This is a genomic window from Spiribacter sp. 2438 (assembly GCF_009676705.1).
GTDB lineage: Bacteria > Pseudomonadota > Gammaproteobacteria > Nitrococcales > Nitrococcaceae > Spiribacter.
The window spans coordinates 1066314-1089976 of sequence record NZ_CP046046.1; the positions used below are offsets into that span (position 1 = coordinate 1066314).

Genomic DNA, 23663 nt, shown 5'->3' on the forward strand with positions numbered 1-23663 from the left:
CACACTAGCGAAGAAAAAGGAGTAGATTGACCCAAATAATCGATTTCCGCAGTACAAAGTACTTTTTTGAGGCCCGATGGCATGTCTGATGGACCGAGTGCGACAATAGAACTGGATCGGCTGGATCGCAGCATCCTGCGCCTGCTGTCCGTGGAGGGGCGAATCAGCGTCGCCGAACTCGCCCGCCGGATCGGACGCTCCAAATCACCCACCCAGGCCCGTCTTCGAAGACTGGAGGATGCCGGAGTGATCCGCGGCTATCGGGCGATCCTTGACCCCATCAACATTGGGGCGGCGCACGTGGCGTTTGTGGAAGTGAAGCTTTCGGACACCCGGGAGACGGCCCTTGGAGACTTCAATAATGCGGCTCGGGAGGTTCCGGAAATCGAGGAGTGCCACCTGATTGCCGGCGGCTTTGATTATCTGCTCAAAGTCCGCACGCCCAGTATCGTGAGCTACCGGCGGGTGCTGGCAGAAAACATATCGACGCTGCCCCACGTTGCTGCCACCAGCACCTATGTGGCCATGGAGGCGGTTAAGGAGCTGGGGCCGTAGCTGTCGCAGCAACTGGCTTGGGTGCCGTTTTCGGAAAACCACCGCGACATCGGTGCTCACATACTCGATCCGTCTGCGAATTCAGCATTTCCCGATCAGGAGCGCAATTGTCATGGCCAGTATCCCCTCTGCCACCCCATTGACCGCTTTCATGGGCAGCGATCTGGAAATCGCCCGACAGGCAAATTTGAAACCGATTGCGGAAATTGCGGATCGCCTGGGGTTGCCCCCCGGCACCATCGAGCCCCACGGACACCATGTGGGAAAGATTCCACTGGAAGTTATTGAGGATCGAGCCATCCGCAAACCGGCTCGATACATCGTCGTCTCGGCGATTACGCCCACCCCTCTCGGAGAGGGCAAAACCACCACCAGCGTCGGCCTCGCGCAGGGATTTCACCACGTCGGCAAGACAGCGACGGTGGCGCTGCGTCAGCCATCCATGGGACCGACTTTCGGCATCAAGGGCGGCGCTGCCGGCGGCGGCTGGAGTCAGGTGGTCCCCATGGAACGGATCAACCTGCATCTGACCGGCGACATTCACGCTGTCACCGCGGCCCACAATTTGCTGGCGGCGATGGTGGATAATCACCTCTACCATGGCAACGCCTGCGGCCTGGACATCAATCAGGTGGCCTGGCGCCGGGTGATGGACATCAATGACCGGGGGCTGCGCCAGATCGTCACCGGGCTCGGTGGCAAAGCCAATGGACTGCCCCGAGAAACCGGATTTGATATCACCGCCGCCTCGGAAGTGATGGCCGTTCTGGCACTGGCGGACTCTCTGGAGGATCTGCGGCGGCGGCTTGGGCGCATTGTGGTGGGCTGGACACCCGACGGACACGGGGTCACCGCCGAAGAGATTGGCTGTGCCGGCGCCATGGCCGTGATGCTCAAGGAAGCCATGAAGCCCAATCTCATGCAGACCATGGAGAATACCCCCGTACTGATCCACGGCGGGCCTTTCGGCAATATCGCCCACGGCAATTCTTCCGTCGTGGCGGATCAGATCGGTCTGCTAGGCAGCGACTATCTGGTCACCGAGGCCGGATTCGGGGCCGACATGGGGGCCGAGCGGTTCTTCAACATCAAGTGTCGGGCCTCCGGTATGCAGCCTGATGCGGCGGTGCTGGTGGCCACGGTGCGCGGGCTCAAGGTCCACTCCGGACGTCATCGGGTGGTCGCTGGCAAACCCTTGCCCGACAGCATGCTCACCGAGAACCCGGATGATGTGGCCGTTGGCGCGGCAAACCTGCGCCGCCAGATCGAAAATCTGCGCCTGCATGGCGTGCCGGTCGTGGTCGCCATTAACGCCTTTCCCAGCGACTACCCGAGTGAGCACGACGTGATCACCGCCGTTGCCCGGGAAATGGGCGCACGGGTCGAAACCTGCACCCACGTCAGAGACGGGGGCGCGGGAGCGGCCGCTCTCGCCCACGCGGTGGTCGAGGCTGCGGAAGAACCCAGCCGGTTCGAAATGCTCTACCCGGGCGAAATGCCGTTGTCTGAAAAAATCGACACCCTGGCTCAGCGGGTTTATGGCGCCGAGGCCGTCGATTTTTCTCCGGCCGCCCAGCGCCAGCTGGACCAGTTCACGGCCCAGGGTTTTGGTCACCTGCCCATCTGCGTGGCAAAAACCCATCTGTCCCTGTCATCGGACCCGTCGCTGACCGGCGCGCCCACCGGATGGCGCATGCCGGTCCGGGAAGTGCGCCTCTCCGCCGGCGCCGGTTTCCTCTATGCGCTCTGTGGAGACATCCGCACCATGCCCGGCCTGGGCGCCAGTCCCGCTGCCGCCCGCATGGATATCAACGAAATGGGCGAAATCGAAGGCCTCTTTTGACGGGGGTAACCATTCAAGCGATGAGCAAGCCCGTAACAGACCGCCTACTCACCGCCCTTCAGGCGATCCAGGAAAGCCAGGGGGCCGTGTCCGACACCGCCCTGAAAGCGCTGTCGCAGGCCAGATCCGAGCCGCTCTATCGCCTTGAGGGACTACGCAGTTTCTATCCCGTATTTCGGGAGATCGCGGGAGCCCCCCACCGACTGCAAATCTGTCGAGATGGGCCCTGCCGGCTCAAGGGCCAAGCCCTGGCGGCGGATCTTCAGGTGGCACTGGACGGCAGACAAGACCTCGATATCGAAATGGTCTCCTGTCTGGGGCTTTGCGACTGCGCACCGGCGTCGGCGCTCAATGAGACGCCGGGGCCATTGCCTGACGCATCGACGGTCATCGAGTGGCTGGACAACGCCCACTGGCCCATCCCCGTGGCCACGAACAACCTCCAGCGACTACCCACGGATCCCTACCCGGGTGTCGACTGCCGGTATGGCGCCATCAAGGCATGGCGGGATCGTCCAGCGGAGGACATCATCCGCGAAATCGAAGCCGCAGGCCTTCAGGGACTGGGCGGTGCCGCTTTCCCCACGGCACGCAAGTGGGCTTTTACCCGCGCCGCCAGCGGCGAACCCCGAACCGTCATCTGCAACGCCGATGAGAGCGAGCCAGGGACCTTCAAGGATCGGCATTTACTGGAAAACGCCCCACACCTGGTCATCGAAGGCATGCTGCTCGGGGGCGTCGTCATTGGTGCCAGCCTGGGGGTCATTTACCTGCGTCATGAATACCATCAGGCTCGCCGGCGGATCGAGGAGGCACTGGCGACAGCCCGTGGGAGCGGCGTGCTCGGCCCCGACGCCCGTGGCCCCGGCCTGGCTTTCGACATTGAGCTCTTCGTCTCTCCCGGGGGCTACATCCTCGGCGAGGAAACCGCCCTGCTGGAGGCTCTCGAAGACCGTCGGGGAGAGCCACGGCATAAGCCGCCGTTCCCGACCACTGTGGGCCTGCATGGGGGCCCCACGCTGATTAACAACGTTGAGACCCTGGCCGCGGTTACCACGATTCTGGCGCGGGGCGCCTCATGGTGGCGCGCCCAGGGCCGGGGCGAGCACGCCGGCCTGAAATATATCTGCGTGTCCGGCGACATCAAGACACCGCAGGTCCTCTGCCTGCCCTGGGGCTCGACGGTGGCCGAGGCTATTGAGGGATGTGGCGGACTCAGCGATGGCCGGAATCTGCTGGCATTTTCTCCCGGCGGCGCTTCCACGCCATTCCTGCCGCCCACGGCGGCAGACACGCCGATGACTTTCGACGATTTACGCGCAGCGGGCAGCGGGCTGGGCACCGGCGCCTTGTTTGTGGTGGGGACTGGCCGGAGCCTGGCGGATGTCCTGCTGGCACAGGCACACTTTTTCCGCAACGAGTCCTGCGGCAAGTGCGTGCCCTGCCGGGTGGGCTCCGCCAAAGGGGTGGAAATGGCCGAATCGGCCTTGGAGCACAGCCCCGCCCCCATCGAACAGGCCCTCGAGACGCTTCACCACACCCTGAGCCGAACATCCATTTGCGGCCTAGGGCAGGTGGCCCTGCTGCCACTGGTGGATGGTCTTCGCCGATTTCCCGATGAGCCATCGCTAAAACCCCTGAAGGGTTTCACCACCGGAGCGGACTGATGGCCGATATCACTCTGACCATCGACGGCATTGAGGTGACGGTGCCCGCGGGGACCACCATCTGGGAAGCCGCCACCCGCATCGGCATCGAAATCCCCGTGCTCTGTCATGACCCCCGACTGCCACCGGCGGGCGTCTGTCGGCTATGCGCGGTTGATGTCGGCGAGCGGACACTGCCTGCCGCCTGCGTTCGACCCGTGGAGCCCGGCATGACCGTGGTGACCGATGGTGCGGAAATTCATGACCACCGTCGGGTGCTCACCGAACTCCTGCTCGCTGATCAGCCGCCGCAGAGCCGGCGCGAACAAACCACCGGGGACGATGCCCTCTATGCCCTGGCCCGAAACCTGGAGATCGAAGGCTTCCCGTGGCCGGACGGCGGCAACGAATCGGTCGCTACCCGCGGCCAGGACCACAGCTCGCCGGTGATTGCCGTCGATCACCAAGCCTGCATACTCTGTGATCGTTGCGTCCGCGCCTGCGATGACATTCAGCACAACGATGTCATCACCCGCACTGGTAAGGGGCACGCCGTGCGCATCGGTTTTGACCTCGACGTTCCCATGGCCAAGAGCAGCTGCGTGTCCTGTGGCGAGTGTGTCGCTGTCTGCCCCACCGGCGCGCTCACTCATCAGTCGCTCCCCACGATCCCATCGCCGCGGGAAGAAAACCCATGAAGCAGTTCAACCCTGAGGCAGAGACCGCCGCCCTCGCCGACATCCAGGAAGTGCCAACCCTCTGTCCCTATTGCGGCGTCGGCTGCGCACTGAGCTACGGCGTTGACCCGGCAGGGACGATTCATTACGCGCGGGGTCGGGATGGATGGTCCAATGCCGAGCGCCTCTGCGTCAAGGGCCGCTATGGCTTTGATTACGCCGCCCACTCCCAGCGTCTCACCCAACCATTGATCCGGCGGGAATCGGCTTACCCCCGAAGTGCGCTGAGCGGTTACAGCCGGGGCCAGCACAGCGGACCCGGCAAGCCTGGAGGGATCGTCGACTACGCGGAGGTGCTGCCTCATTTCCGGCCGGCCTCCTGGGAGGAGGCGCTGGACCGGGTGGCTGATGGCTTCAGCCAGATCCGCAAAGCTCACGGGCCTGGGGCTCTGGCGGGCTTCGGCTCCGCCAAGGGCTCCAATGAGGAAGCCTACCTTTTCCAGAAGTTCATGCGAGCCGTGATTGGCACTAACAATGTGGATCACTGCACTCGCCTCTGCCACGCCTCATCGGTGTACGCGCTGATCGAGGGCATCGGCTCCGGGGCAGTCACCAATGTGGTCCGCGATGTGGAAAACGCCGAGGTGGCACTGCTGGCGGGCTGTAATCCCACCGCCAACCATCCCGTGGCCGCCACCTTCATGAAACAGGCCGCGGCGACCGGCACTCAGCTGTTGGCGGTGAACATTCGTCGCCCGGACATCGCGGATCGCTGTACCCAGTACTGTCAGATCCAGCCCGGCTCCGATGTGGCGTTCTACAACGCGGTAATGCACGTCATCATTGACGAAAACCTGCATGATCGGTCGTTCATCGACTCGCGGACCGAAGGCTTCGAGGCCCTGAAAACGGCGGTGGAGGGTTACCCGCCGTCGGTTGCCGAGGCACTCACCGGGGTTCCGGCCAACGCCATCGTGGAATTCGCCCGCCGTTTCGGTGAGGCCCGCAGCGCCATGATCTTCTGGGGCATGGGCATCAGCCAGCACACCTTTGGCACCGACAATGCCCGCTGTCTGATCGCCTTGGCACTGCTCACCGGCAACGTCGGACGGCCGGGCACGGGGCTCCACCCGCTGCGGGGTCAGAACAACGTTCAGGGTGCGTCGGATGCCGGCCTCATCCCCATGTACTATCCCGGCTACCAGCCGGTCACCGACCCCGAGGCGCGGCAACGACTCGAGGCATTGTGGGGCGTGAATCTTCCCGATCAGCCAGGGCTTACCACGGTGGAAATCACCCACGCGGCGCTGAGCGGTAAAGTACGCGGGCTGTACTGCCTCGGCGAAAACCCCTTTCTCTCGGATCCGGATATCAATCGCGTGCGCGAGGCGCTTGCCAGCCTGGACTGCCTGGTGGTCCAGGACCTGTTCATCACGGAGACCGCCGAGTTCGCCGATGTCATCCTGCCGGCTTCCGCGTTCATGGAGAAGACCGGCACCTTCACCAATACGGATCGCCGGGTGCAAAAGGGTCAGGCTGTCCGCCACCCCCCGGGCGAGGCAAGACAGGACTGGCACATCATGCGCGATCTGGCGGAGCGGCTCGGACATCGCTGGGACTATGCCAACGAAGCCGAGATTTTCGACGAGCTGGTGGCCGCCGCGCCCCTCTATCGCAACCTCAGTCATGCCTCGATCGGTGAAACCGGCCGCTGGTATCCCTGCCCCGATCCCGCCTCGGACGGTGAGCGCCTGTTATTTTCCGAGACCTTTCCCATTGGCCGCGCACGATTCGTGCCTGCCCAGCTGGGCAGTCCACGGGAGCGCCCCGATCATCGGTATCCCTATGTGCTCAACACCGGGCGGCAGCTTGAACACTGGCACACGGGTGTCATGACCCGCCGCTCCCGGGCCCTTGACGCCATCGCTCCCGAGGCCCGGGTGGAGGTCCATCCCGATGATGCCAAAGCCCTTGGCCTGGAGCCTGATACCTGGGCCGAACTCACCTCCCGGCGCGGAGCGGTCACCGTCCGGGTGCGAATGAGTCGGGACGTCGCCCGGGGCACGCTATTTCTGCCCATGCACTTTCGGGAGGCGGCGGCGAATCTGCTCACTGACCCCGCCCTGGACCCCTTTGGCAAGATCCCGGCCTACAAAATCACCGCCGTTGCGGTTCGATCGGTCCCTGGCCCACCCCCCTGATCAAACGGAATGACCCGACGGATTCAGTTCAGCCAGCCCTGCGCCTTCAGCTGCTCCAGCGGTTTTTGCAGTCGCATCCGGGCCTTTTCGGTCAGCCGAATGAACCCGATGGCATGCAGGCCGTCGTTCATCGCACGCTCTCGATCCTCGGTCCCGTCATCGAGGGCAGCGCGCAACACCGCCAGCATCAACTCCGGGTCGCTCACATGGTCCAGTTGCCGGGTTTTCTCCGGTGATGTCCGCCAGTCCCGATACCGGGGCTTCAGAAACTGTGTGGGTTGACCGATGAACGCGCACTGACGTTCCAGTGCTCCAGCCCCTGCCGGGGCAGGCCCGGTCAGCGTCTCAAGCCGGGACTCGATGCGCGCCCGAATGCGGCCTCCCAGCCGCCCCAGCCCGGCCGCCTCCAGCAGGCGATCCGCCAGGACATCGAAATGCACGGGCCCCTCCACCGCCACGATCCGCTGGATCGCCTGGTCAAGTGAATGATCCGGAATATCGTGGAAATCACTGAATTCCCCGATCTCCAGATCGGCTGGCAGGGCTGTCTCATAGTCCGTTTGCGGCAGGAGATCCGGTGTCCATTCGCGGGGTGGGTCGAACCGCCCCGGGTGCAGCGCATCGGCATCCGCGGCGGGGTCCGGTGTGCGCATCAGTTGCTCATGCAGCACCACTGATGGCAAAAAGCTGCCCGGTGTTTCGTCGCTCATCGCTCCCCCGTTAGCGTCAGCTCAACTCCCAGAGACTCCACCAGGATATCCAGCATGGCGTCCTGCAGGATCGATCGCGGCCCCAGGGCCAGACAGGCATCATCCAGCGCGAATAACAATTCGGCGCGGGTGGCCCCGTCTACCCGTTCGGCGAGCCCCCGGGCCATATGGTGCAATACCCCCAGCAACACGGCCGGGGACTGCTCATCGGATGGCTCCCCCAGCCATCGGGTCAGCGACCTCCCCGCCACCTGCATATCCTCCACCAGTGTGGCCGCCAGTGGTTGCTTCGGCGCATCCGCCAGCACCCGGGCTTTATCGACGCGGTGATCACCCCGACCCATCACCGCAACCAGATAGACCAGCGCGGCAAACAGGTCGCGAACCGGCTCACGCTCCGTTGCAACGTCATACTCTGCCAGCACCCGTTCGCCCACCGGCGCCACATCATCAATGGACAGCTGAATGCCCTCCCGCGCCTGGCGGGCACGTTGCCATTGACCGACGGAGAACTGGAGGATCCCGGCCAGCCCCCGGCCCAGCAGACCCAGAGCCCAGACAATGCTAGTCGCCGCCACGTAAACCAGATTGATCACCGCCGCTTTCTGTCCGCGCAGCTGCACACCGGCGAATTTGGCGGATGACCGACCCGGGCGCAGCCAGTTCACCGACCCCAGTCCCATGCGGCTCGAAACGGTTACCCCGGTTTTGGAGAGGTTGAACCGCGCGGTATCCGAGCCGTAGCGCCCGCGCAGAACGAATCGCCCGTTCTGCATGGCCACCTGGGTGTTTTTGGCCAGCCGGGTGGAGACCCGAACTCCGCGGCGCGTGTTGCCCGTGACATTGACCCCGGCGGCCTTGACGTGGGCCCGCAGGGCAACCAAACCGGTGCGGCTGGCACGCAGATAACGCCCCCGATGCTCGATGCGCTTTTGGCGCCCGTCCGGATCCTTGTTGCCGATGTTGAAAAGTCCCATGGGGGCATTCCAGCAGTTTGGTGCGACAGCGCAAGTCGAAGGGCAGAATTCCCTGCACCCTGAGGCAAACTTTCGCACGGACGATGAGTCGAAGCACGACCCCCATCAACCCGGAGCACCGACATTGGTCAGCAAAACGATGACATTACTGGACGGTGGCATGGGCCAGGAATTACGCCAGCGCAGCCGGCAGCCGGCCTCGCCACTGTGGTCGGCGCAGGTCCTGATGGATGAACCTGACCTGGTGGTGGCGGCGCATCGCGACTTCATCGCGGCCGGCGCCGACATCATCACCACCAGCAACTATGTGGTCACGCCGCAGCGCCTGGCCCGGGACGGCGATCCGCAGTGGTTCGAGGCATTGCATGACGCGGCCCTGAAGGCGGCCCATGAATCCCGCGCCGGAAGTCCGCGAAGCGTTCGTATTGCCGGCTGCCTGCCGCCCCTGGTGGCGAGCTACCATCCGGAAGTGATCCCGGACGACGCCACCTGCCGGCGCGATTATGCCCGCCTGGTGGAGGCCCAGGCCGCCGGCGTCGACCTGCTGATGGCCGAGACCATGAGCCTGACCCGCGAGGCGGTTGCCGCAACCGTGGCCGGAAAGCAGAGCGGACTGCCCGTCTGGATTGCCTTGACGGTGGATGATCATAACGGCGCGCGGTTGCGCTCGGGTGAGTCCCTGCGGGCGGCCGCTCACGCAGTCATTGACGCCGGGGCCGATGCAGTACTGATCAATTGCTCGGCACCCGAAGCAATCACCACCGCCATGCCGATCCTTGCTGAAATGAACGTTCCATTCGGTGGCTACGCCAATGGCTTCGAGGCGGCCGGGGAGCTTGTGCCCGGCGGCACGGTGGATAGCCTCAAAGCGCGAGAAAACCTGACACCGGCGCGCTATGCGGATTATGTGGCACGCTGGATCGACCACGGCGCGACCCTCGTGGGCGGCTGCTGCGAGATAGGCCCGGCGCACATTGCCACCCTGGATCAGCGGTTCAGGCAGGCCACGCCGGATTGACACGCCTCACTGGTACTGCGCCAGCGCCCGGCGGATACGCCCAATCAGCTCATCACGCAAGGCGTCCGGGGCAATAACTTCCGCCTGATCGCCGAGTCCCATCAGCCACCAGCGCAGCTGGGCGGTATCCGGGACCGTGGCGGTGAGCTGCCGGCGAGCGTCGACCTCGGCGGTCATCCGTTGATCCTCGCTGAGGGGTGTCTCCTCAAGGTGCACTGCCGTCTCGGCGGTGACGCGCAGGGTGATGGCCAGTGGCTCCTCGCTGAGCTTGAAGTTCAGTCCGCCACGGTGGACGTAGTCAGACAGATCAAAATCCGCGGGCCGATGGACCGGCTCATCCAGGCCCTCGGCCTCCAGGAACCGATGCATGGCCAGATGCACCACCTCGTCCTGACCATTGCGCTGACAGACCAGGTACACCACCCCGTCGCGAAAGACGATGCCCAGCGGACTGATCACGTAATCGCGGACTTCACCGTCGTAGCGGCGCTGATAGCGGGCCCGGAACTGGCGATCGTTAAACAGCCCGTCATAGACCACGTGCAGGATCCCGGCGTCCACCGCCGGCGGAATCAGACTCTGGCCCCGGGTGGTGGATTGAATCTTCTCCGGCCAGGCGCTCACCGGACTGGGGGTCTCGGCCAGCACCTGCTCGGCCTGCCGAAAGTAAGGCTCAAGGCTGCTGCGGGTGGATGGCGCCATCAGACGGCCGGAGAAGTGTTCCGCGAGCTTGAAGGCCAGGGCCGTCTGCGGCTCCATCCCCGGGATATCCATCTGCACGGCATCCCGGCCCCAGCACCAGCCATGGGGCCGGGACCGGTCATCCTGCATCAGCCCAAAGATCTGGCCGGAAAGCCGGTTGAGATCCCGCTGGATGGTCCGCTCGGTGGTGGTGTAGCCCTGGTCCCTCAAATAATCCAGCAGCTCCCGGACGGTCACTTTGCGCGGGTGCCGCGGGATCCTTCGCAACATGACCCAGTGGCGCAGTAGCGTGTCGGTCATTGCTTTTCTCCTATCCGTATCCCTGGATGGGCGTCACCGTGGACCGCTCGCGGTTCTTTCTCATGCCAGAAATAGCATGGGCAGATAGACCACACCGAGCAACACCAGAATCAGGCAGAGCAGGTAGGGCACAACCGCTGCGGCAATGCGCCCCAGCGGTTGCTCCGTGACCGAAGAAGCCACATACAGGTTAATGGCAACGGGCGGAGTGATCATGCCAATCGCCAGACCCACGACAATAATGATCCCGAAGTGAACGGGATCGATACCCACCTGAGTCACCAGGGGCAGCAGCACCGGCGTCAGAATAATCAGCGCGCTGGCGGTTTCGACAAAAATCCCGATGAACAGGATCACCATCACAACCAGCAGCATGATCAGGTAGGGATTGGTTGACAGGGACAGGACGGATTCTGCGATCGCTGAAGGGATACTCCAGTTGGCCAGCGCCCAGCTGAGCACCGCCGATGTGGCAATGACAAACATGATGACCGCCGTGGTGATCACCGATCGAACCATGATTCGATAAATCGCTGCCAGGGTGAGATCGCGGTAGACACATAAAGACACGAAAAGCGCGTAGTTCACTGCGACCACCGCCGCTTCACTGGGCGTAAAAATTCCAGAAAAAATGCCGCCGAGAATGATCAGCGGCGTCAACAGCCCCCAAAAGGCATCCCGAAGGGTCCGCAACACGTTGCCCAGGCTAAAAACGGCGCCCCGCGGGTAATTGCGGTGATAGGCCTGACCGATGGCGATCACCATCAACCCCAGCCCCATGAAAAGCCCCGGCAGAAAACCGCTCAGGAAGAGCTGCCTGACCGATTCCTGGGCAATCACCGCATAAATGATGAGCGGCACCGACGGCGGAATCACCACGCCGATAGTGCCGCTCGCTGCAATCAGGCTGGCAGCGGATGCCGGGTCATACCCTCTCCGACGCAACTCCGGGACCAGCGCCGAGCCAATCGCCGCGGTGGTCGCGGCTCCCGAGCCGGAAATGGCAGCAAAAAACATCCCGGCCAGCACCGAAACCACTGACAGGCCGCCTTTCAGGAAACCCAGCAGTGCGTCGGCAAAGGCCACCAGTTTTTCACTGATTCGACCGCCCGCCATCAGGTCGCCGGCCAGAATGAACAACGGCACTGCAAGCAGGGCAAAGGAATCGATTCCGGCGAACAGACGCTGCGGCAATACCATCAGGGAGATCCCACCCGCCCATAGCGCCGTGGCGGTGCTCGCGCCGATGGCAATGGCAATGGGTGAGCCCAGGACCAGCAGTGCCAGAAACACCGCAAGCAGAATCAGAATCAAGGGGCGCTCTCGCGCGGTGTAACGGGGCTTTGTCCGAGCCAGGCCTCCAGCAGATCGACCACGGCCATATAAGCCATGATCATGCCGCTGATTGGCATGACACTGTAGATCGCCGTCATGGGGAGCTGCAGAGCCGGCGAACGCTGAGCGGACTGCAGTGCCATGTACTCGAACCCGACCCACACCAGCAAGGCCATGAAGATCATGGTCACCACGGCAATCAACGCCTGGACCAGTCGCTGGATCGGGTTGGGTAGTGCGTCACTGAGCAGAGTGACAGCAATATGGCGACCGCGCGAATATGCCAGGCAGGCACCTAAAAAGGTTAGCCAAATCAGCAGGTAACGAGCTGTTTCTTCAGTCCAGCTGGTAGCAGAGAACAGCACCCGCGAGACGATCTGCAGCGACATGACCGCAATCAGCGCAACCAGGCCTGCAAACGCAAGGCGTTGCAGCACCGCATCGATAACGCCCTCCACGGCGCGCAGGACGTGAAGGGCGTTCAGCAAGGTTTACTCCAGCTGTTCCTGGATCCGCTCGAGATACTCGCCGAAGCGGTCACTGTATTTCTCATAAACCGGTGCAACAGCGGCCTGAAATGCCTCCAGATCCGGATCATGCACGACAGCCATGCCCGAGTCTTCGAGGTCTGCCAGTTGGTCGGCTTCCATCTCGGCATTCTGCTCACGGGCGTGAGCGGACGCCGCCTGAGCGGCTTCCTGCACGATGACCTGAACCTCTGATGGCAGCTCCTGCCACTTTGACAGACCCATCACAAAGATCGCCGGTGCATAGGTGTGGCGGCTCAGCGTCATGTGGCTCTGGGTTTCGTTGAGCTCGAAGGAATGGATCACATTAACCGGGTTTTCCTGGCCATCAATGGTGCCCTGCTGCATGGCACTCAGCGCCTCGGTCCAGGCCATCGGGACCGCATTGGCCCCCAGTTCCCGGAATGTGTCCACGTAGACCGGGTTTTCCATGACACGCAGCCTCAGACCGTCCAGATCCGCAGGCTCCGCCACCGGGCCCCGGCTGTTGGTGAGATTCCGAAACCCTCGCTCTGCATAGGCCAGGCCCTTGAGATCCACTCGCTCTAGCTCGTCCAGCAGATCCTGGCCCACGGCGCCATCAAGCACCTCATAAGCGGCCTCGCGATTGGGGAAGAGAAACGGCAACTCGAACACCGCCATCTCCTCAACAAAATTGGCCACCGGTCCATTGGTGATTACGCCCATGTCCACGGTGCCAATCTGCATGCCCTCAAGCAGGGTTCGCTCATCTCCGAGCTGAGCATTGGGAAAAAGCTCCACCGACACGGTCCCATCGGTGCGCTCTTCCACCAGCTCCTGAAACCGAACGGCCGCAATGTGGAAGCTGTCCTCCTCGTTGACAACATGAGCCAGGCGCAGCTCAATCGGGTCGAGATCGCTCATCCCGTCCTGATCGTCACAAGCGGTCAGAAACGGCAATGCAACAGCCCCAATAACCAGGGCGGCTATAATTTTGTGGTTTTTCTTCATTTGCAGACTCTCCGTGTGAATGAAATGACCGATTGGAGTTTCTTCCGCGTTCCGACCCACGTCAATCGCCCCAGGTGGGTATCTATTGCCACCTGCGCGCCGTTGAGCTGTGGCAGCCCCTCAAGGGTGTGTCAGTCGCGGCAACTGTGCCTCGATGGTCTCTCGCATCCCCTCATGCGCGTCGATAAGCATAAGCGCTTCACCCAGGGATTGCGCCGGCTCATCCACCGTAAAGCCCGGATCGTCAGTAGCGATTTCAAATAGCATGCCGCCGGGCTCCCGAAAATAAACGGAACGAAAATAGAACCGGTCGACCTCGCCGGAGCATGGCATGCGCCACGCCTGCACCCGCTCGAGCATCGCCAGCAGCGCCGGACGATCCGGCACGCGAAAGGCGACGTGGTGGACCGTGCCGTACCCCGGCTGCCCCGGCGCGACATCACGCAATAGCTCCAGATAATCGTCGGCCCCACCGTCCGGGCTGTTAAAGCGCCGACACCCGCCATCGGCCTGCGCCTCCGTGTAGCCGAGCAGCTCCGTCAACACCCGGGTGGTCGCGTCCGGGCGGTAACTGGATAACGTCATCCCGGCAAAGCCCCGAATAACCATGCCCGGCTCAATGCCCGGCGCTTGCCAGGTATCGGCGGAGCGCCCCACCCCCGCTTCTGATTGGCCCATCAGCGCCAGCGGCAGGCCATCGGGGTCGCGAAACCGCAACAATGGCGCGCCGGTCGCTGCCGATGCCTGCTGCACGTCGACGCCAGCCGAGGCCAATCGTGCTCGCCAGCCATCCAGCGAACCAACCGGCACCGCAAAATGAGTCTCCAGGGGCTGGCCACGCCCGGGCTGTCCGGCGGGCACACCGGGAAAAGGGAAAAACGTCATCGCGGTGCCGGGCCGGCCCAGGGCATCCCCGTAGTAAAGGTGATAGGTGAACGGGTCATCCTGATTGACGGTCTTTTTAACCAGCCGCAGACCGAGCACCCCGGCATAGAAATCCAGGTTGAGCTGTGGATTCGCGGCGACGGCTGTGATGTGGTGGAGGCCGGTGACTGGGCTCATCGGGTCAGCTTAGCAAACTGTCAACCCAATACCGGAGGACGCAATGAGCGACTGGCCACGCTATCGCCTGATACAGCGACTACTTCACTGGGGTATCGCGCTGCTGGTTCTGCCCCTGATTGCCGTCGGGATCGTGCTGGGCATCCTGGGGTTTCAGGGCGCGGTGGATGCGTTTGGTTTCGAGGCTACGAATACGCTCTACATCACGCACAAAACCGGGGGCGTGCTGGTGCTCGGGTTCATGGCGGTTCGAATTATGGCCCGACTGCGATACGGCAAGCCCCGCTACGCCATTCCCCTGGAAAACCGGTTGCAGAAAATCGCCAGTGAATCAGTCCATGGGCTGATGTATGTCGCCCTGATCGCCATGCCGGCGCTGGGCTGGGCGGCGAACGCCACCGGCGGGTATCCGATCAACTTCTTCCATTGGGTGCTACCGCCACTCATGGCCGAAAACGACGCCCTGTCGGCCGTTTTCTTCCAATGGCATGCCATCGTCGGTTGGACGTTGCTCGGCCTGGTCTCGGTGCACATCGCCGGCGCGCTTTACCACTGGTTCATCCGCAAGGACGGAGTCATGACGCGCATGAGCCTGCTGCCTTCACCGCGGCCAGGACAGGGTGATTGAGCCGGCCGGGAGTCGGGTCAGCTAACTCCCACTCTCATGCTTGAGCGCGCTGGCCGTGTTGACCAGCTGCCCCACCACGCCTTCCAGAGCCCGCGTGTGGTTGGCATCGGTGAGATGGCCGTTGTCATCGAATACGCCGGGCGCGCCGGCGATGGCGAGCTGCTGAGGCACCACGTGCACACCGATGTTGCCAAGCAGCATGCGCAGCGCCACCAGCACGCGCATCCCGCCCAATCCGCCGGGGGAGCCGGCGGCGATCGCCGCGACTTTGCCCTTGTACGCGGCCAGGGGCGGCTCATCCGCCGTCTCCCGCCGGGACACCCAGTCAATGGTGTTCTTCAAAAGCGGTGGCAGAGAGCTGTTGTACTCCGGTGAGGCAATGAAGAACCCATCGCTGTCGCGAAGCAGCGCCTTGAGTTCCACGGCGGCCTCGGGTAGCCCTTCGCGCTCCTCCAGGTCCCCGTCATAGAGCGGCATGGGGTAATCCCGCAAATCAATCAGGGTGGCCCTGGCGTCCGCGGCGGCGGCGGTCGCCGCGGCGACACGGGCAATTTTCTTGTTAACCGAATCCTCACGGGCGCTGCCCGCGAAAAAGACCAGCGATGGCGTGTCCGTCATGATCAATGCGCTCCGCGTCGATTGAATGAAATTTTCGAGGGATGTTGCGAGTGGACCGCAGGGTCGTTGGCGGCGACGCTGCTGTCAAACCCGATCGGGGTTTTACCCGAGCACCTCCTCCACCCAGGCGGGTACGGCCTCGCTGGCCCGCTCTCTGCAGACACGCCGGCACCGGTCAGAATGACGATGGATTCGCGCATGGTGGCTGGCCAATGATTGAATGGAGGCACAGTCTAAGCCGCATCGGACTGCCGATTTATCGTGTCATCCGTCACTCAGGAGTCCTCCATGAACGAACTGGCCTTTCGAATCATCACCGGCGCCCCGGATCCGGTTGCGCCCTTCAGCCACGCCGTTTAAATGGCCAAGGGATTTGGTAGCGACCCCGTCACTGCCCTGCAGGGCGACAATGATGTCTACCTGGATCAACTTATGCGGTTTCTGGAGCGCATCAACACGGGGGACTATCGCGCGGCCAACGGGGCCGATGCCGCCATTGGTACCCACGTCCGCCACGTCCTTGAACACTACGAGACCCTGCTGCGCGAGGCGGATCTGCCGATCAATTACGATCGGCGGACCCGGGATCTCGCGGTTGAACAGTGCCCGCAGACCGCAATCGCAAGTCTTCAGGCAGTGCGTGCGCAGTTGCATGACCTTGCTGACATGGCCTCGGAGCAGACCCTGACCGTCGCCTGCAGTTGTGCTACCGACGGCAGCGAGCGGCCGACCGTGGTCACCTCGACCCTGGGGCGTGAGCTCATGTTCCTGCAGAGCCACACCGTCCACCACCTGGCACTGATCGCCGTGTTGGCACGCCAGCGGGGGATGTCCGTGCCCACGGATTTTGGTGTTGCGCCAGCCACCCTGCAGTACCGGGCATCGACTGCGCCGCCGGAGGGCTCATGTGCACGCTGAGCTGGATCCGTCACGCCAATGGTTACGATCTGCTGTGTAATCGCGACGAACGCCGCGACCGCAGCGAGGCGGACCCCCCCGCAATCCGTGCGGGCGAGCGTGGCGACTATCTGGCGCCGCGGGATCCGGACGGCGGTGGCAGCTGGATCAGTGTCAATGAACATGGCGTGTCGCTGTGCCTGCTGAATCACTACAGCGCCGACACCCAGACCGCCGGCTCAGCCACCGATTACCTCAGTCGGGGCCGGATCATTACCACCCTTGCTGATGCCGTTGATATCGGCATGGTGCGCCGCGATCTGGACTCGCTCGAGGTGGCCCGGTATCGACCGTTTCTGCTCTTTGTCCTCGCACCGGGCGCAGCGCCGGGGCTGTGGTGCTGGGACGGCCGATGCCTGCAGGAAGAGGCCGTGTCGGGGCCACCGCTGACCACCACGGCAGTGGATGCCGAGGCAGTGCGCGCGTATCGGCAGCAGTCGTTTCGCGAACTGACCGACGATGAACCGGACGCGTCGGCCCCTTCCCTCGAGCAGCTATTCCGCTGGCATCGATCGATGAACCCTGAAGCGCCCGAGGCCGGCGTAGCGATGTACCGAGAGGATGCAATGACCGTCAGCCTGAGCCACGTCCGGGTTGGGCCGGACGGCATCGCGCTGAACTATTATCCGGGTCATCCGGCGGCGGCCCCGTGGCCAGGCGATCGGCCAGGCTGACGTCCAATCGGCAGGAGGTCAGCCCCACTGGGGTTGGCCTATCGGGCTATCACCCTTCGAGCAAACCAATTTCAAAGTCAATCGGGTTCCGCACGGTGTTGCCCACCGGCGAGTAGTAATTGGCCCGTTGAACGATCTCATCCAGCACTTCCCGCGAAGCATCGCCCTCGATATCGACTTTCACGCGCACAGCCTGAATACCCATTTCCTCTGGTGAAGGCTCATGCCCCCCCGCTCCCCACGCTGCGGGGTTACCAATGTCGCCTTCCAGATGTAGCTCGAGCTTGCGCAGCGGCACTTCCTTCCAGGTGGCGACGGCGATGATTCCGACTGCCAGGCATCCCCCTAGCGCCGAAAGCACCACCTCGGCCGGTGCTGGCGCCGTGTCCTGACCGAATAAATGCAGCGGCTCATCCACAACGACCTCATGACCACGCACATGACTGATGGTGCGGTACTGACCCTCCACCACCGTGTGCACTTTGTTGGTGCCCTGCGTCTGCGGGTTGTTACGGCCTTTCTCCGCAAAGCTGAGCAATCCGTCCCGATCAATCGGGCGAAGATGCTTTGTGACAGTCCGTTCTACCGTTTTACTCATAATCGCGTTCTCCGTGATGTATCAAATCTGTCAGTTTTGCCAATTAACCTTGCGAATTAGTGCTGTCACCAGGCCATCCAGGACATAGCCGATCACGCCGATCCACAGCACCAGTGCCGCCAATTGGTCATAAGCAAGAATGTCTCGGGCATCATTGATGGCGTAACCCAGCCCGCTGGTTACGCCCAGGTATTCCGCGGGTACCAGAACCACCCAGGCGACGCCGAGCGCCAGTCGAATGCCCGCCAGCACATCCGGGGCAATGGAGGGCAGAGTCAGGCGCCACAGCCGGCCCCACAGAGGCGCACCCAGATTGCGGGCGACTTTGAGATGCAATGGATCAATGCGCTGCACGGCAAATACGGTTGAAAAAAGAATCGGCCACACCGCCGCCATGAAAATCAGAAACACGATGGCACCGTCCCAGGTGGCAAAAACCATGACCGCGATGGGCATCCATGCCAGCGGACTCACCATCCGCAGCAATTGGAATGGGAAACCGGTGACACGCCGGAGCAGCTCGGACGACCCCACAACTATCCCCACCGGCACGGCAACCAGTATCGCCAGCAGCATTCCAAAGCCGATGCGGTAGAGACTCGCACCGGCGGCTTCACCGAGATCTCCACTCACCAAAACTTGCCAGGCCGCCGGCAGTGCCGCCTCCGGGGCGAAGCGCGTGAACGCAAACAGCTCAGGTTGCGCTTTGATGTACTGCCCCCCGGCCCACCAAAGCAACAGAAGACACAGTGCACCGGCAACCGGATAGGCCACCCGATCGAGCAGACCATGAGCCCAGCGCGATGAGCCAACCGCTCCCGTAATCGGCGTGCTCACAGCTGAATGCGCTCCTCACGCGTCAGTTCATTGAGATAATTCGCCCCTGGGTTCTGGCGCAGCGCTTCCTCCACAAACCGGTAGTCCACCAGATCATCGGCAACGAACTCGGGGTCCAGGCCCTGCAGGAACGTGGTGTCTCCCTCAACCAGCGTCTGATTCATTTCGGTCACCAACCGCTTGGTGGCCGAGGGGTAGGGATACGGGGAAAAATCAATCCGCCCCACCCGCCAGTCCGGATGACTTAATGCTCCGCTGTCCCGATATTCCGCCTGGTCGTAATGGGTCATGGCCCGGCGCACCACGTCCGCCGGCATGGGTAAGTACCCCTGACCGTCCCGGGACAGCAGTTCTGCCACCTCGCCCTTGTTTTGTTGCGCGTACTCAGCGCCCCGAACCACCGCGTTGATGACTCGCTGCGTCCACTCCGGATTCGCATTCACCTGGTTTTCGTTCATGCAGACCACGCAGCAGGGGTGGTTCTCCCACATGTCGCCGGTGAATCGCAGCAGCCGGCCGCCAGCGAGTAGTTCCCCAGCCGCATTGAAAGGCTCGGCCACGATGTATCCATCGATCTGCCCCGCCCCCAGACTGGCAGGCATTTCCGGAGGTGGGAGGATGAAAAGATTGACCTCATCGTCGGCAAGCGCGTCTTCCTGACGTCGAATCACCGGGCGCAGTCCCACATTGCGCAGCCCCATCTGCAGCAGTGTGTTGTGGATGGAGTACCAGTAAGGCACCGCAATCTGCTTGCCACCCAGATCAGCAAACGACTCAATTCCGGAATTTCCACCCACCACCAGACCGGAACCATTGATATGGGCCCATGCCATAACCTTGACCGGGAAATCATTGTTGTACCGCATCCAGATCGGGACCGGCTTGAGCAGGTGCACCAAACTGAATCGCCCACGAACAAAGCCCTCGACGAGGCTGGACCAGCTCCGGATCAATTCGGGTGCTTCGGTCTTGACACCTTCATCCTCGAAATACCCCAGCGCATGCGCGGTGAGCAGCGAGGTGGCATCCGTGATCGGCAGATATCCGATGCGCAGCACCGGCTCCTCCCCGTCCTGTGCCCCAGCCAACCCCATGGGAAGCGTCAACCCCGCCGCAAGGCCACCGACGGCGGCCAGGCCATCCAGCAGGAACCGGCGACGGTCTGTCTGGATCCGGTAGTCCGCTGAGAGGATTTCGTCGCAACCGCAGCGGGAATGGTGCCGCTGGCACTCCGAGTTCCGTCTAGTGCTCATGAGTCGTCCTTTAATGGTTGAATAAGAAAGCGGTGGAATGACTAGAGCCCCACCGCTACGGAGGGTCGTTCCTGCTCGCGCCGCGGCGATCTGACGGGGTTGCGCCGGGCCCGGCCGAAGGCAGCCAGCAGCTCATCGCGCATTTCGGCAAATCCCGGCATCCCGGGTCGACGGGGATGAGCCATCTCGTTGTCCACCAGCGCGTGTATCCGGCCGGGACCTCGCTCCATGACCGCAATGCGATCACCCATGATGATGGCCTCGTCCAGATCATGGGTGACCTGGACCAGGCTGATACCCCGCTCGGCAACGATGCTCAGCACTTCGTCCTGCAGATCGGTGCGGGTGAAGGTGTCCAGTGCCGAGAATGGCTCGTCGAGCAGGATGATGGCCGGTGACATCACCAGAGACCGGGCCAGGGCCACGCGCTGCTGTTGCCCGCCTGACAGATCTCGCGGGTGACTCCCCGCCCTGTCCGCCAGGCCGACGCGCTCAAGCATATCCATGGCCTTTTCGCGCCTCACCCTCCCGAGCCCGGCAAATTCGAGGCCGAGCGCAACGTTGTCCACCACAGTCAACCAGGGATACAGAGCCGCCTGTTGAAACATGATGTTCCATTCCGGGCGCGGCTTGTCTACCTCATCTTCACCAACATGAATCGACCCAGAGGTCGGACGGATCATGCCAGCGATCATGTTGAGCAATGTGGATTTGCCGCACCCGCTCTCACCGACCAGCGCGAGGCTTTGGCCGGCCTCAACGGTCACGGAGATGTCCCGCAGGACCGGCGGATCATTGCGGTTGTACCAGTGATTGATCTGCTCGATACGAATGCCGATCGGCATCTTTTTTCCCCGTTAATGCGGATAAGGCAGCGACCTTAAGATCGAAATCAGATCATTTGAAGGAACGTTTTTTTATATCGATATAAGCAGACGGATTCGAAATATAGATATTCATAATGGGTATTTCCCAACCATCAGTTCGCCTAATAACCTGCTGGCAATCAACTCAAATTACGGAGATATCCATGGCCAGTTCAGCTGCGGAAATTATCCAACCCACCAGCGACCTCGAAGCGCTAGTGGCCGGTTCACTTGAACCAATGGTTGTCGACATCGACCGCTCAGGGCATTACCCCGAGGGATTCATGCGGCTCATTGGCGAACATGGGATCTACAACCGCCACACCACCGAGGGCGGCCACGACTTTGCCGGGGCGATCGACGCCATGAGCGAGGTCTCAAGGGTCTGCATGTCCACCGGATTTTGCGTCTGGTGCCACGACGCCCTCACCTGGTACCTCGACAACGCCGAGGTGCCGGAAACCCGCGAGAAATGGCTCGGCGTCGTGGGCAACGGTCAGCAGCTGGGTGGAACCGGGCTGTCGAACGGCATGAAAAACGTTGCCGCCATCGAGGCGCTCAAGATTCACGTCCGACCGGTTGATGGGGGTTACATCGCCAACGGCACGCTCCCCTGGGTCTCGAATCTGGCGCCCGATCATGTGTTTGCCGCGGTGTTCAATAATGAGTCCAGCGGGCATCGGGTCATGGCCCTGGTGGACTGCGCGGCGCCGGGCTTCGAGCTCAAGCAGTGTGCGGAGTTCGTAGCGCTGGAAGGCAGTGGCACCTACGCCTGTCACTTCGACGAAGTCTTCATCCCCACGGACCAGGTGATCAGTCACGATGCCGGCGGGTTTCTGCCACGGATTCGGGCCGGATTTGTCCTTCTGCAGATGGGCATGCCCCTCGGCGTCATCGAGGGATGCATCGAAATCATGGAATCGATGGCGAAAACCCATGCCCATGTCAACGGTTATCTTGACGAGCAGCCGGAGGCTCTGCGCGAGGAGCTTAACGACCTGCGGGTGGCGGTCCATGCCCTCGCCGATGAAGTCCCGGGCAATGCCAGTGACAGACTTTTCCGAGACATTCTGCAAGTGCGCGAGCAGGGCTCGGCCCTGAGCCTTAGAGCTTCACAGGCCGCCATGCTTCACGCGGGAGCCCGGGGGTATCTGGCCGATGCCCCTGCCCAGCGAAAACTCCGGGAGTCATACTTTGTGGCCATCGTCACCCCGGCGATCAAACACATTCGCAAAGAGCTCGCGCGACTCGAGGCAGCCTGAGTTCAGTGACTGACGATAACGCAGCTGGCTTCAGGCAATACATCTGTCTCGTCTGCGGCTATATCTACGATGAGGCCGATGGCGACCCGGATGGCGGCCTGCCACCCGGCACTCGCTACGAGGACATCCCGGATGACTGGGTCTGCCCTGACTGCGGCGTCAGCAAGGCGGATTTCGTGCCCCTTGAGGAGGCGACGAAAACACCGGCACCCGCCGCCGCCAATCATCGCTCACGGGCGCTACCGACAGACCCTTCGCAGGTGGTCATCATTGGCGGGGGCATGGCGGGCTGGGCGGCGGCGGAAGCCATCCGCCGGGAAGATCCACACCGGGCCGTGGTACTGATTACGGCGGATGCCGGTCATCACTACCCCAAACCCCGGCTCTCCAGCGCCGCCGGGGAAGGGTTATCCCCTGATGAAATCATCCTGCGAAAGGCGACGGAACAGGCCGCAAAGCACGGTGTCGCGCTTCTGTCGCACACCCGGGCACTTCGTATCGACCGCAGCCGACAGCGTGTCATTACCGCGCGTGGCGGCGTGCCCTACCACCGCCTGGTGATCGCCATGGGTGCTGAGCAGCGCAGACTGTCACTGGCTGGTAATGGTGATGAACCGATTCGCACCATCAACTCACTGGAAGATTACCGAGCCCTTCGTTCAGAAATCGACGGCCGGAAATCCTCCATTTTAATTGTCGGTGGGGGGCTGATCGGCAGTGAGTTCGCCAATGACCTTACAGTAGCCGGGCATCAAATCACCCTCGTGGAGCGCGGGGAGCACCTCCTCTCTGCCCTGCTCCCGGCAGCGGCCGCCCACTCACTCGAGAGTGGGTTTACCGAGAATGGCGTTATCGTCTACACCCGCGATAGTCTTCAGTCCCTTACTTCGGGCTCGGATGGGAAGCTCAAGGCAATACTGACCAACGGGGGGACTTGGGAGGGTGATCTAGTCATCTCCGCACTCGGCCTTGAGCCCAATACCCATCTTGCCCGCCAGGCCGGGCTTGAAGCCCGCCAAGGACTGGTGGTCGATGACCAGATGCGCACCAGTGACCGGTACATATTTGCCCTTGGGGACTGCGTGGAACACCGGGGTGTCATCCGCCCTTATGTGCGTGCTCTGCGCCGTCAGGCGAGTGTCATTGGAGCAACCCTTGCCGGCGGCACGGCCGGGTACGACGGGACGCCGGACACCATCATCATCAAGACATCGCTGCATCCCGTCGCTGTCTATCCGGTTTCCCTTCAGGGGGAGTGGGTTGCCGCGCACGAGGGCCGTTGGAACTACTACATTGGCGACCGCCTCACCGGCTTTGCCCTCACCGGCCGAGCCGTTGCAGAAACCAAGCGCGTGGAAAAAGAACTGGGTCAACCCGCGTCACGCTCGGCGAATATCAACGGATGAACCAACACCGGTGCATCCAGCAGAGCGCTCCGGCATCGC

The 23663-nt window shown here is 62.6% G+C and carries 23 protein-coding genes; 11 read left to right on the top strand and 12 right to left on the bottom strand.

Features of this window, described 5'->3' with window-relative positions:
- Positions 1-81 precede the first annotated feature (81 nt).
- From GJ672_RS05350 to fdhF, 5 genes are all read left to right on the top strand, one after another.
- Positions 82-555, top strand: coding sequence for an Lrp/AsnC family transcriptional regulator (locus GJ672_RS05350; protein WP_154296236.1), 474 nt, complete (start codon positions 82-84; stop codon positions 553-555).
- 112 nt (positions 556-667) lie between these two features.
- Positions 668-2398, top strand: coding sequence for a formate--tetrahydrofolate ligase (locus GJ672_RS05355; protein ID WP_229381803.1), 1731 nt, complete (start codon positions 668-670; stop codon positions 2396-2398).
- 20 nt (positions 2399-2418) lie between these two features.
- Positions 2419-4065, top strand: coding sequence for an NADH-ubiquinone oxidoreductase-F iron-sulfur binding region domain-containing protein (locus tag GJ672_RS05360; RefSeq protein WP_154296237.1), 1647 nt, complete (start codon positions 2419-2421; stop codon positions 4063-4065).
- The gene (locus tag GJ672_RS05365) at positions 4065-4742 is read left to right on the top strand and encodes a 2Fe-2S iron-sulfur cluster-binding protein (RefSeq protein WP_154296238.1); all 678 of its coding nucleotides are present in this window, start codon (positions 4065-4067) and stop codon (positions 4740-4742) included. The genes GJ672_RS05360 and GJ672_RS05365 overlap by 1 nt, the downstream gene beginning before the upstream one ends.
- Entirely contained in the window at positions 4739-6922 is a 2184-nt protein-coding gene (gene fdhF / locus GJ672_RS05370) for a formate dehydrogenase subunit alpha (RefSeq protein WP_154296239.1), read from the top strand. The genes GJ672_RS05365 and fdhF overlap by 4 nt, the downstream gene beginning before the upstream one ends.
- A gap of 23 nt (positions 6923-6945) precedes the next feature.
- On the opposite strand, the gene GJ672_RS05375 is transcribed toward fdhF, so the two are convergent.
- Both GJ672_RS05375 and GJ672_RS05380 read right to left on the bottom strand, forming a co-directional pair.
- A complete protein-coding gene (locus tag GJ672_RS05375) occupies positions 6946-7632 on the bottom strand; it encodes a DUF3320 domain-containing protein (RefSeq protein WP_154296240.1) in 687 nt (228 codons plus the stop codon).
- Positions 7629-8609 (bottom strand): hypothetical protein, encoded by a 981-nt coding sequence (locus GJ672_RS05380; protein WP_154296241.1) that lies wholly within the window; start codon positions 8607-8609, stop codon positions 7629-7631. The genes GJ672_RS05375 and GJ672_RS05380 overlap by 4 nt, the downstream gene beginning before the upstream one ends.
- 160 nt (positions 8610-8769) lie before the next feature.
- Here GJ672_RS05380 and GJ672_RS05385 point away from each other — a divergent pair, with 160 nt between their 5' ends.
- Complete coding sequence (locus GJ672_RS05385; protein ID WP_229381804.1) at positions 8770-9627, top strand: homocysteine S-methyltransferase family protein; 858 nt, start codon at positions 8770-8772, stop codon at positions 9625-9627.
- 6 nt (positions 9628-9633) lie between these two features.
- Here GJ672_RS05385 and GJ672_RS05390 read toward each other — a convergent pair whose 3' ends face one another.
- The 5 genes from GJ672_RS05390 to GJ672_RS05410 form a co-directional block, all read right to left on the bottom strand.
- Positions 9634-10629, bottom strand: a complete 996-nt coding sequence (locus GJ672_RS05390) for a YafY family protein (RefSeq protein WP_154296243.1) — start codon at positions 10627-10629, stop codon at positions 9634-9636.
- A gap of 60 nt (positions 10630-10689) precedes the next feature.
- Positions 10690-11943, bottom strand: coding sequence for a TRAP transporter large permease (locus GJ672_RS05395; RefSeq protein ID WP_154296244.1), 1254 nt, complete (start codon positions 11941-11943; stop codon positions 10690-10692).
- Positions 11940-12452, bottom strand: coding sequence for a TRAP transporter small permease (locus GJ672_RS05400; protein ID WP_229381805.1), 513 nt, complete (start codon positions 12450-12452; stop codon positions 11940-11942). The genes GJ672_RS05395 and GJ672_RS05400 overlap by 4 nt, the downstream gene beginning before the upstream one ends.
- Positions 12453-12455: 3 nt before the next feature.
- On the bottom strand, positions 12456-13463 hold the full coding sequence (locus GJ672_RS05405; protein ID WP_154296245.1) for a TRAP transporter substrate-binding protein: 1008 nt from the start codon (positions 13461-13463) through the stop codon (positions 12456-12458).
- 120 nt (positions 13464-13583) lie between these two features.
- Positions 13584-14525, bottom strand: a complete 942-nt coding sequence (locus GJ672_RS05410; protein ID WP_154296246.1) for a ring-cleaving dioxygenase — start codon at positions 14523-14525, stop codon at positions 13584-13586.
- A 28-nt stretch (positions 14526-14553) separates the two neighbouring features.
- Here GJ672_RS05410 and GJ672_RS05415 point away from each other — a divergent pair, with 28 nt between their 5' ends.
- Positions 14554-15153 carry a cytochrome b gene (locus tag GJ672_RS05415; protein ID WP_370517607.1) on the top strand — a complete coding sequence of 200 codons (600 nt, stop codon included), beginning with the start codon at positions 14554-14556 and terminating at the stop codon, positions 15151-15153.
- A gap of 21 nt (positions 15154-15174) precedes the next feature.
- Here GJ672_RS05415 and GJ672_RS05420 read toward each other — a convergent pair whose 3' ends face one another.
- Positions 15175-15771, bottom strand: coding sequence for an NADPH-dependent FMN reductase (locus GJ672_RS05420; protein ID WP_154296248.1), 597 nt, complete (start codon positions 15769-15771; stop codon positions 15175-15177).
- A gap of 360 nt (positions 15772-16131) precedes the next feature.
- On the opposite strand from GJ672_RS05420, the gene GJ672_RS05425 reads away from it, so the two are divergent.
- Entirely contained in the window at positions 16132-16689 is a 558-nt protein-coding gene (locus GJ672_RS05425; protein ID WP_154296249.1) for a DinB family protein, read from the top strand.
- Complete coding sequence (locus GJ672_RS05430; RefSeq protein WP_154296250.1) at positions 16677-17402, top strand: NRDE family protein; 726 nt, start codon at positions 16677-16679, stop codon at positions 17400-17402. Before GJ672_RS05425 ends, GJ672_RS05430 begins: the two co-directional genes overlap by 13 nt.
- Positions 17403-17451: 49 nt before the next feature.
- Here GJ672_RS05430 and GJ672_RS05435 read toward each other — a convergent pair whose 3' ends face one another.
- From GJ672_RS05435 to GJ672_RS05450, 4 genes are read right to left on the bottom strand one after another with little or no spacing between them, the layout of a single operon-like run.
- Positions 17452-18000 (bottom strand): OsmC family protein, encoded by a 549-nt coding sequence (locus GJ672_RS05435; RefSeq protein ID WP_154296251.1) that lies wholly within the window; start codon positions 17998-18000, stop codon positions 17452-17454.
- Between the two features lie 30 nt (positions 18001-18030).
- Entirely contained in the window at positions 18031-18837 is an 807-nt protein-coding gene (locus GJ672_RS05440; protein WP_229381806.1) for an ABC transporter permease, read from the bottom strand.
- Entirely contained in the window at positions 18834-20090 is a 1257-nt protein-coding gene (locus tag GJ672_RS05445; RefSeq protein WP_154296252.1) for an ABC transporter substrate-binding protein, read from the bottom strand. The genes GJ672_RS05440 and GJ672_RS05445 overlap by 4 nt, the downstream gene beginning before the upstream one ends.
- Positions 20091-20131: 41 nt before the next feature.
- A complete protein-coding gene (locus GJ672_RS05450) occupies positions 20132-20935 on the bottom strand; it encodes an ABC transporter ATP-binding protein (protein WP_154296253.1) in 804 nt (267 codons plus the stop codon).
- A gap of 185 nt (positions 20936-21120) precedes the next feature.
- Here GJ672_RS05450 and GJ672_RS05455 point away from each other — a divergent pair, with 185 nt between their 5' ends.
- Positions 21121-22218 (top strand): acyl-CoA dehydrogenase family protein, encoded by a 1098-nt coding sequence (locus tag GJ672_RS05455; RefSeq protein ID WP_154296254.1) that lies wholly within the window; start codon positions 21121-21123, stop codon positions 22216-22218.
- Positions 22219-22223: 5 nt separating this feature from the next.
- The gene (locus GJ672_RS05460) at positions 22224-23624 is read left to right on the top strand and encodes an FAD-dependent oxidoreductase (RefSeq protein ID WP_154296255.1); all 1401 of its coding nucleotides are present in this window, start codon (positions 22224-22226) and stop codon (positions 23622-23624) included.
- Positions 23625-23663 lie beyond the last annotated feature (39 nt).

What these genes read in the sequence shown, in the direction of transcription:
- GJ672_RS05350 (WP_154296236.1), top strand. Translation starts at nt 82, where the DNA reads ATGTCTGATGGACCGAGTGCGACAATAGAACTGGATCGGCTGGATCGC.
- GJ672_RS05355 (WP_229381803.1), top strand. Translation starts at nt 668, where the DNA reads ATGGCCAGTATCCCCTCTGCCACCCCATTGACCGCTTTCATGGGCAGC.
- GJ672_RS05360 (WP_154296237.1), top strand. Translation starts at nt 2,419, where the DNA reads ATGAGCAAGCCCGTAACAGACCGCCTACTCACCGCCCTTCAGGCGATC.
- GJ672_RS05365 (WP_154296238.1), top strand. Translation starts at nt 4,065, where the DNA reads ATGGCCGATATCACTCTGACCATCGACGGCATTGAGGTGACGGTGCCC.
- fdhF (WP_154296239.1), top strand. Translation starts at nt 4,739, where the DNA reads ATGAAGCAGTTCAACCCTGAGGCAGAGACCGCCGCCCTCGCCGACATC.
- GJ672_RS05375 (WP_154296240.1), bottom strand. Translation starts at nt 7,632, where the DNA reads ATGAGCGACGAAACACCGGGCAGCTTTTTGCCATCAGTGGTGCTGCAT.
- GJ672_RS05380 (WP_154296241.1), bottom strand. Translation starts at nt 8,609, where the DNA reads ATGGGACTTTTCAACATCGGCAACAAGGATCCGGACGGGCGCCAAAAG.
- GJ672_RS05385 (WP_229381804.1), top strand. Translation starts at nt 8,770, where the DNA reads ATGGGCCAGGAATTACGCCAGCGCAGCCGGCAGCCGGCCTCGCCACTG.
- GJ672_RS05390 (WP_154296243.1), bottom strand. Translation starts at nt 10,629, where the DNA reads ATGACCGACACGCTACTGCGCCACTGGGTCATGTTGCGAAGGATCCCG.
- GJ672_RS05405 (WP_154296245.1), bottom strand. Translation starts at nt 13,463, where the DNA reads ATGAAGAAAAACCACAAAATTATAGCCGCCCTGGTTATTGGGGCTGTT.
- GJ672_RS05410 (WP_154296246.1), bottom strand. Translation starts at nt 14,525, where the DNA reads ATGAGCCCAGTCACCGGCCTCCACCACATCACAGCCGTCGCCGCGAAT.
- GJ672_RS05420 (WP_154296248.1), bottom strand. Translation starts at nt 15,771, where the DNA reads ATGACGGACACGCCATCGCTGGTCTTTTTCGCGGGCAGCGCCCGTGAG.
- GJ672_RS05425 (WP_154296249.1), top strand. Translation starts at nt 16,132, where the DNA reads ATGGCCAAGGGATTTGGTAGCGACCCCGTCACTGCCCTGCAGGGCGAC.
- GJ672_RS05430 (WP_154296250.1), top strand. Translation starts at nt 16,677, where the DNA reads ATGTGCACGCTGAGCTGGATCCGTCACGCCAATGGTTACGATCTGCTG.
- GJ672_RS05435 (WP_154296251.1), bottom strand. Translation starts at nt 18,000, where the DNA reads ATGAGTAAAACGGTAGAACGGACTGTCACAAAGCATCTTCGCCCGATT.
- GJ672_RS05445 (WP_154296252.1), bottom strand. Translation starts at nt 20,090, where the DNA reads ATGAGCACTAGACGGAACTCGGAGTGCCAGCGGCACCATTCCCGCTGC.
- GJ672_RS05450 (WP_154296253.1), bottom strand. Translation starts at nt 20,935, where the DNA reads ATGCCGATCGGCATTCGTATCGAGCAGATCAATCACTGGTACAACCGC.
- GJ672_RS05455 (WP_154296254.1), top strand. Translation starts at nt 21,121, where the DNA reads ATGGCCAGTTCAGCTGCGGAAATTATCCAACCCACCAGCGACCTCGAA.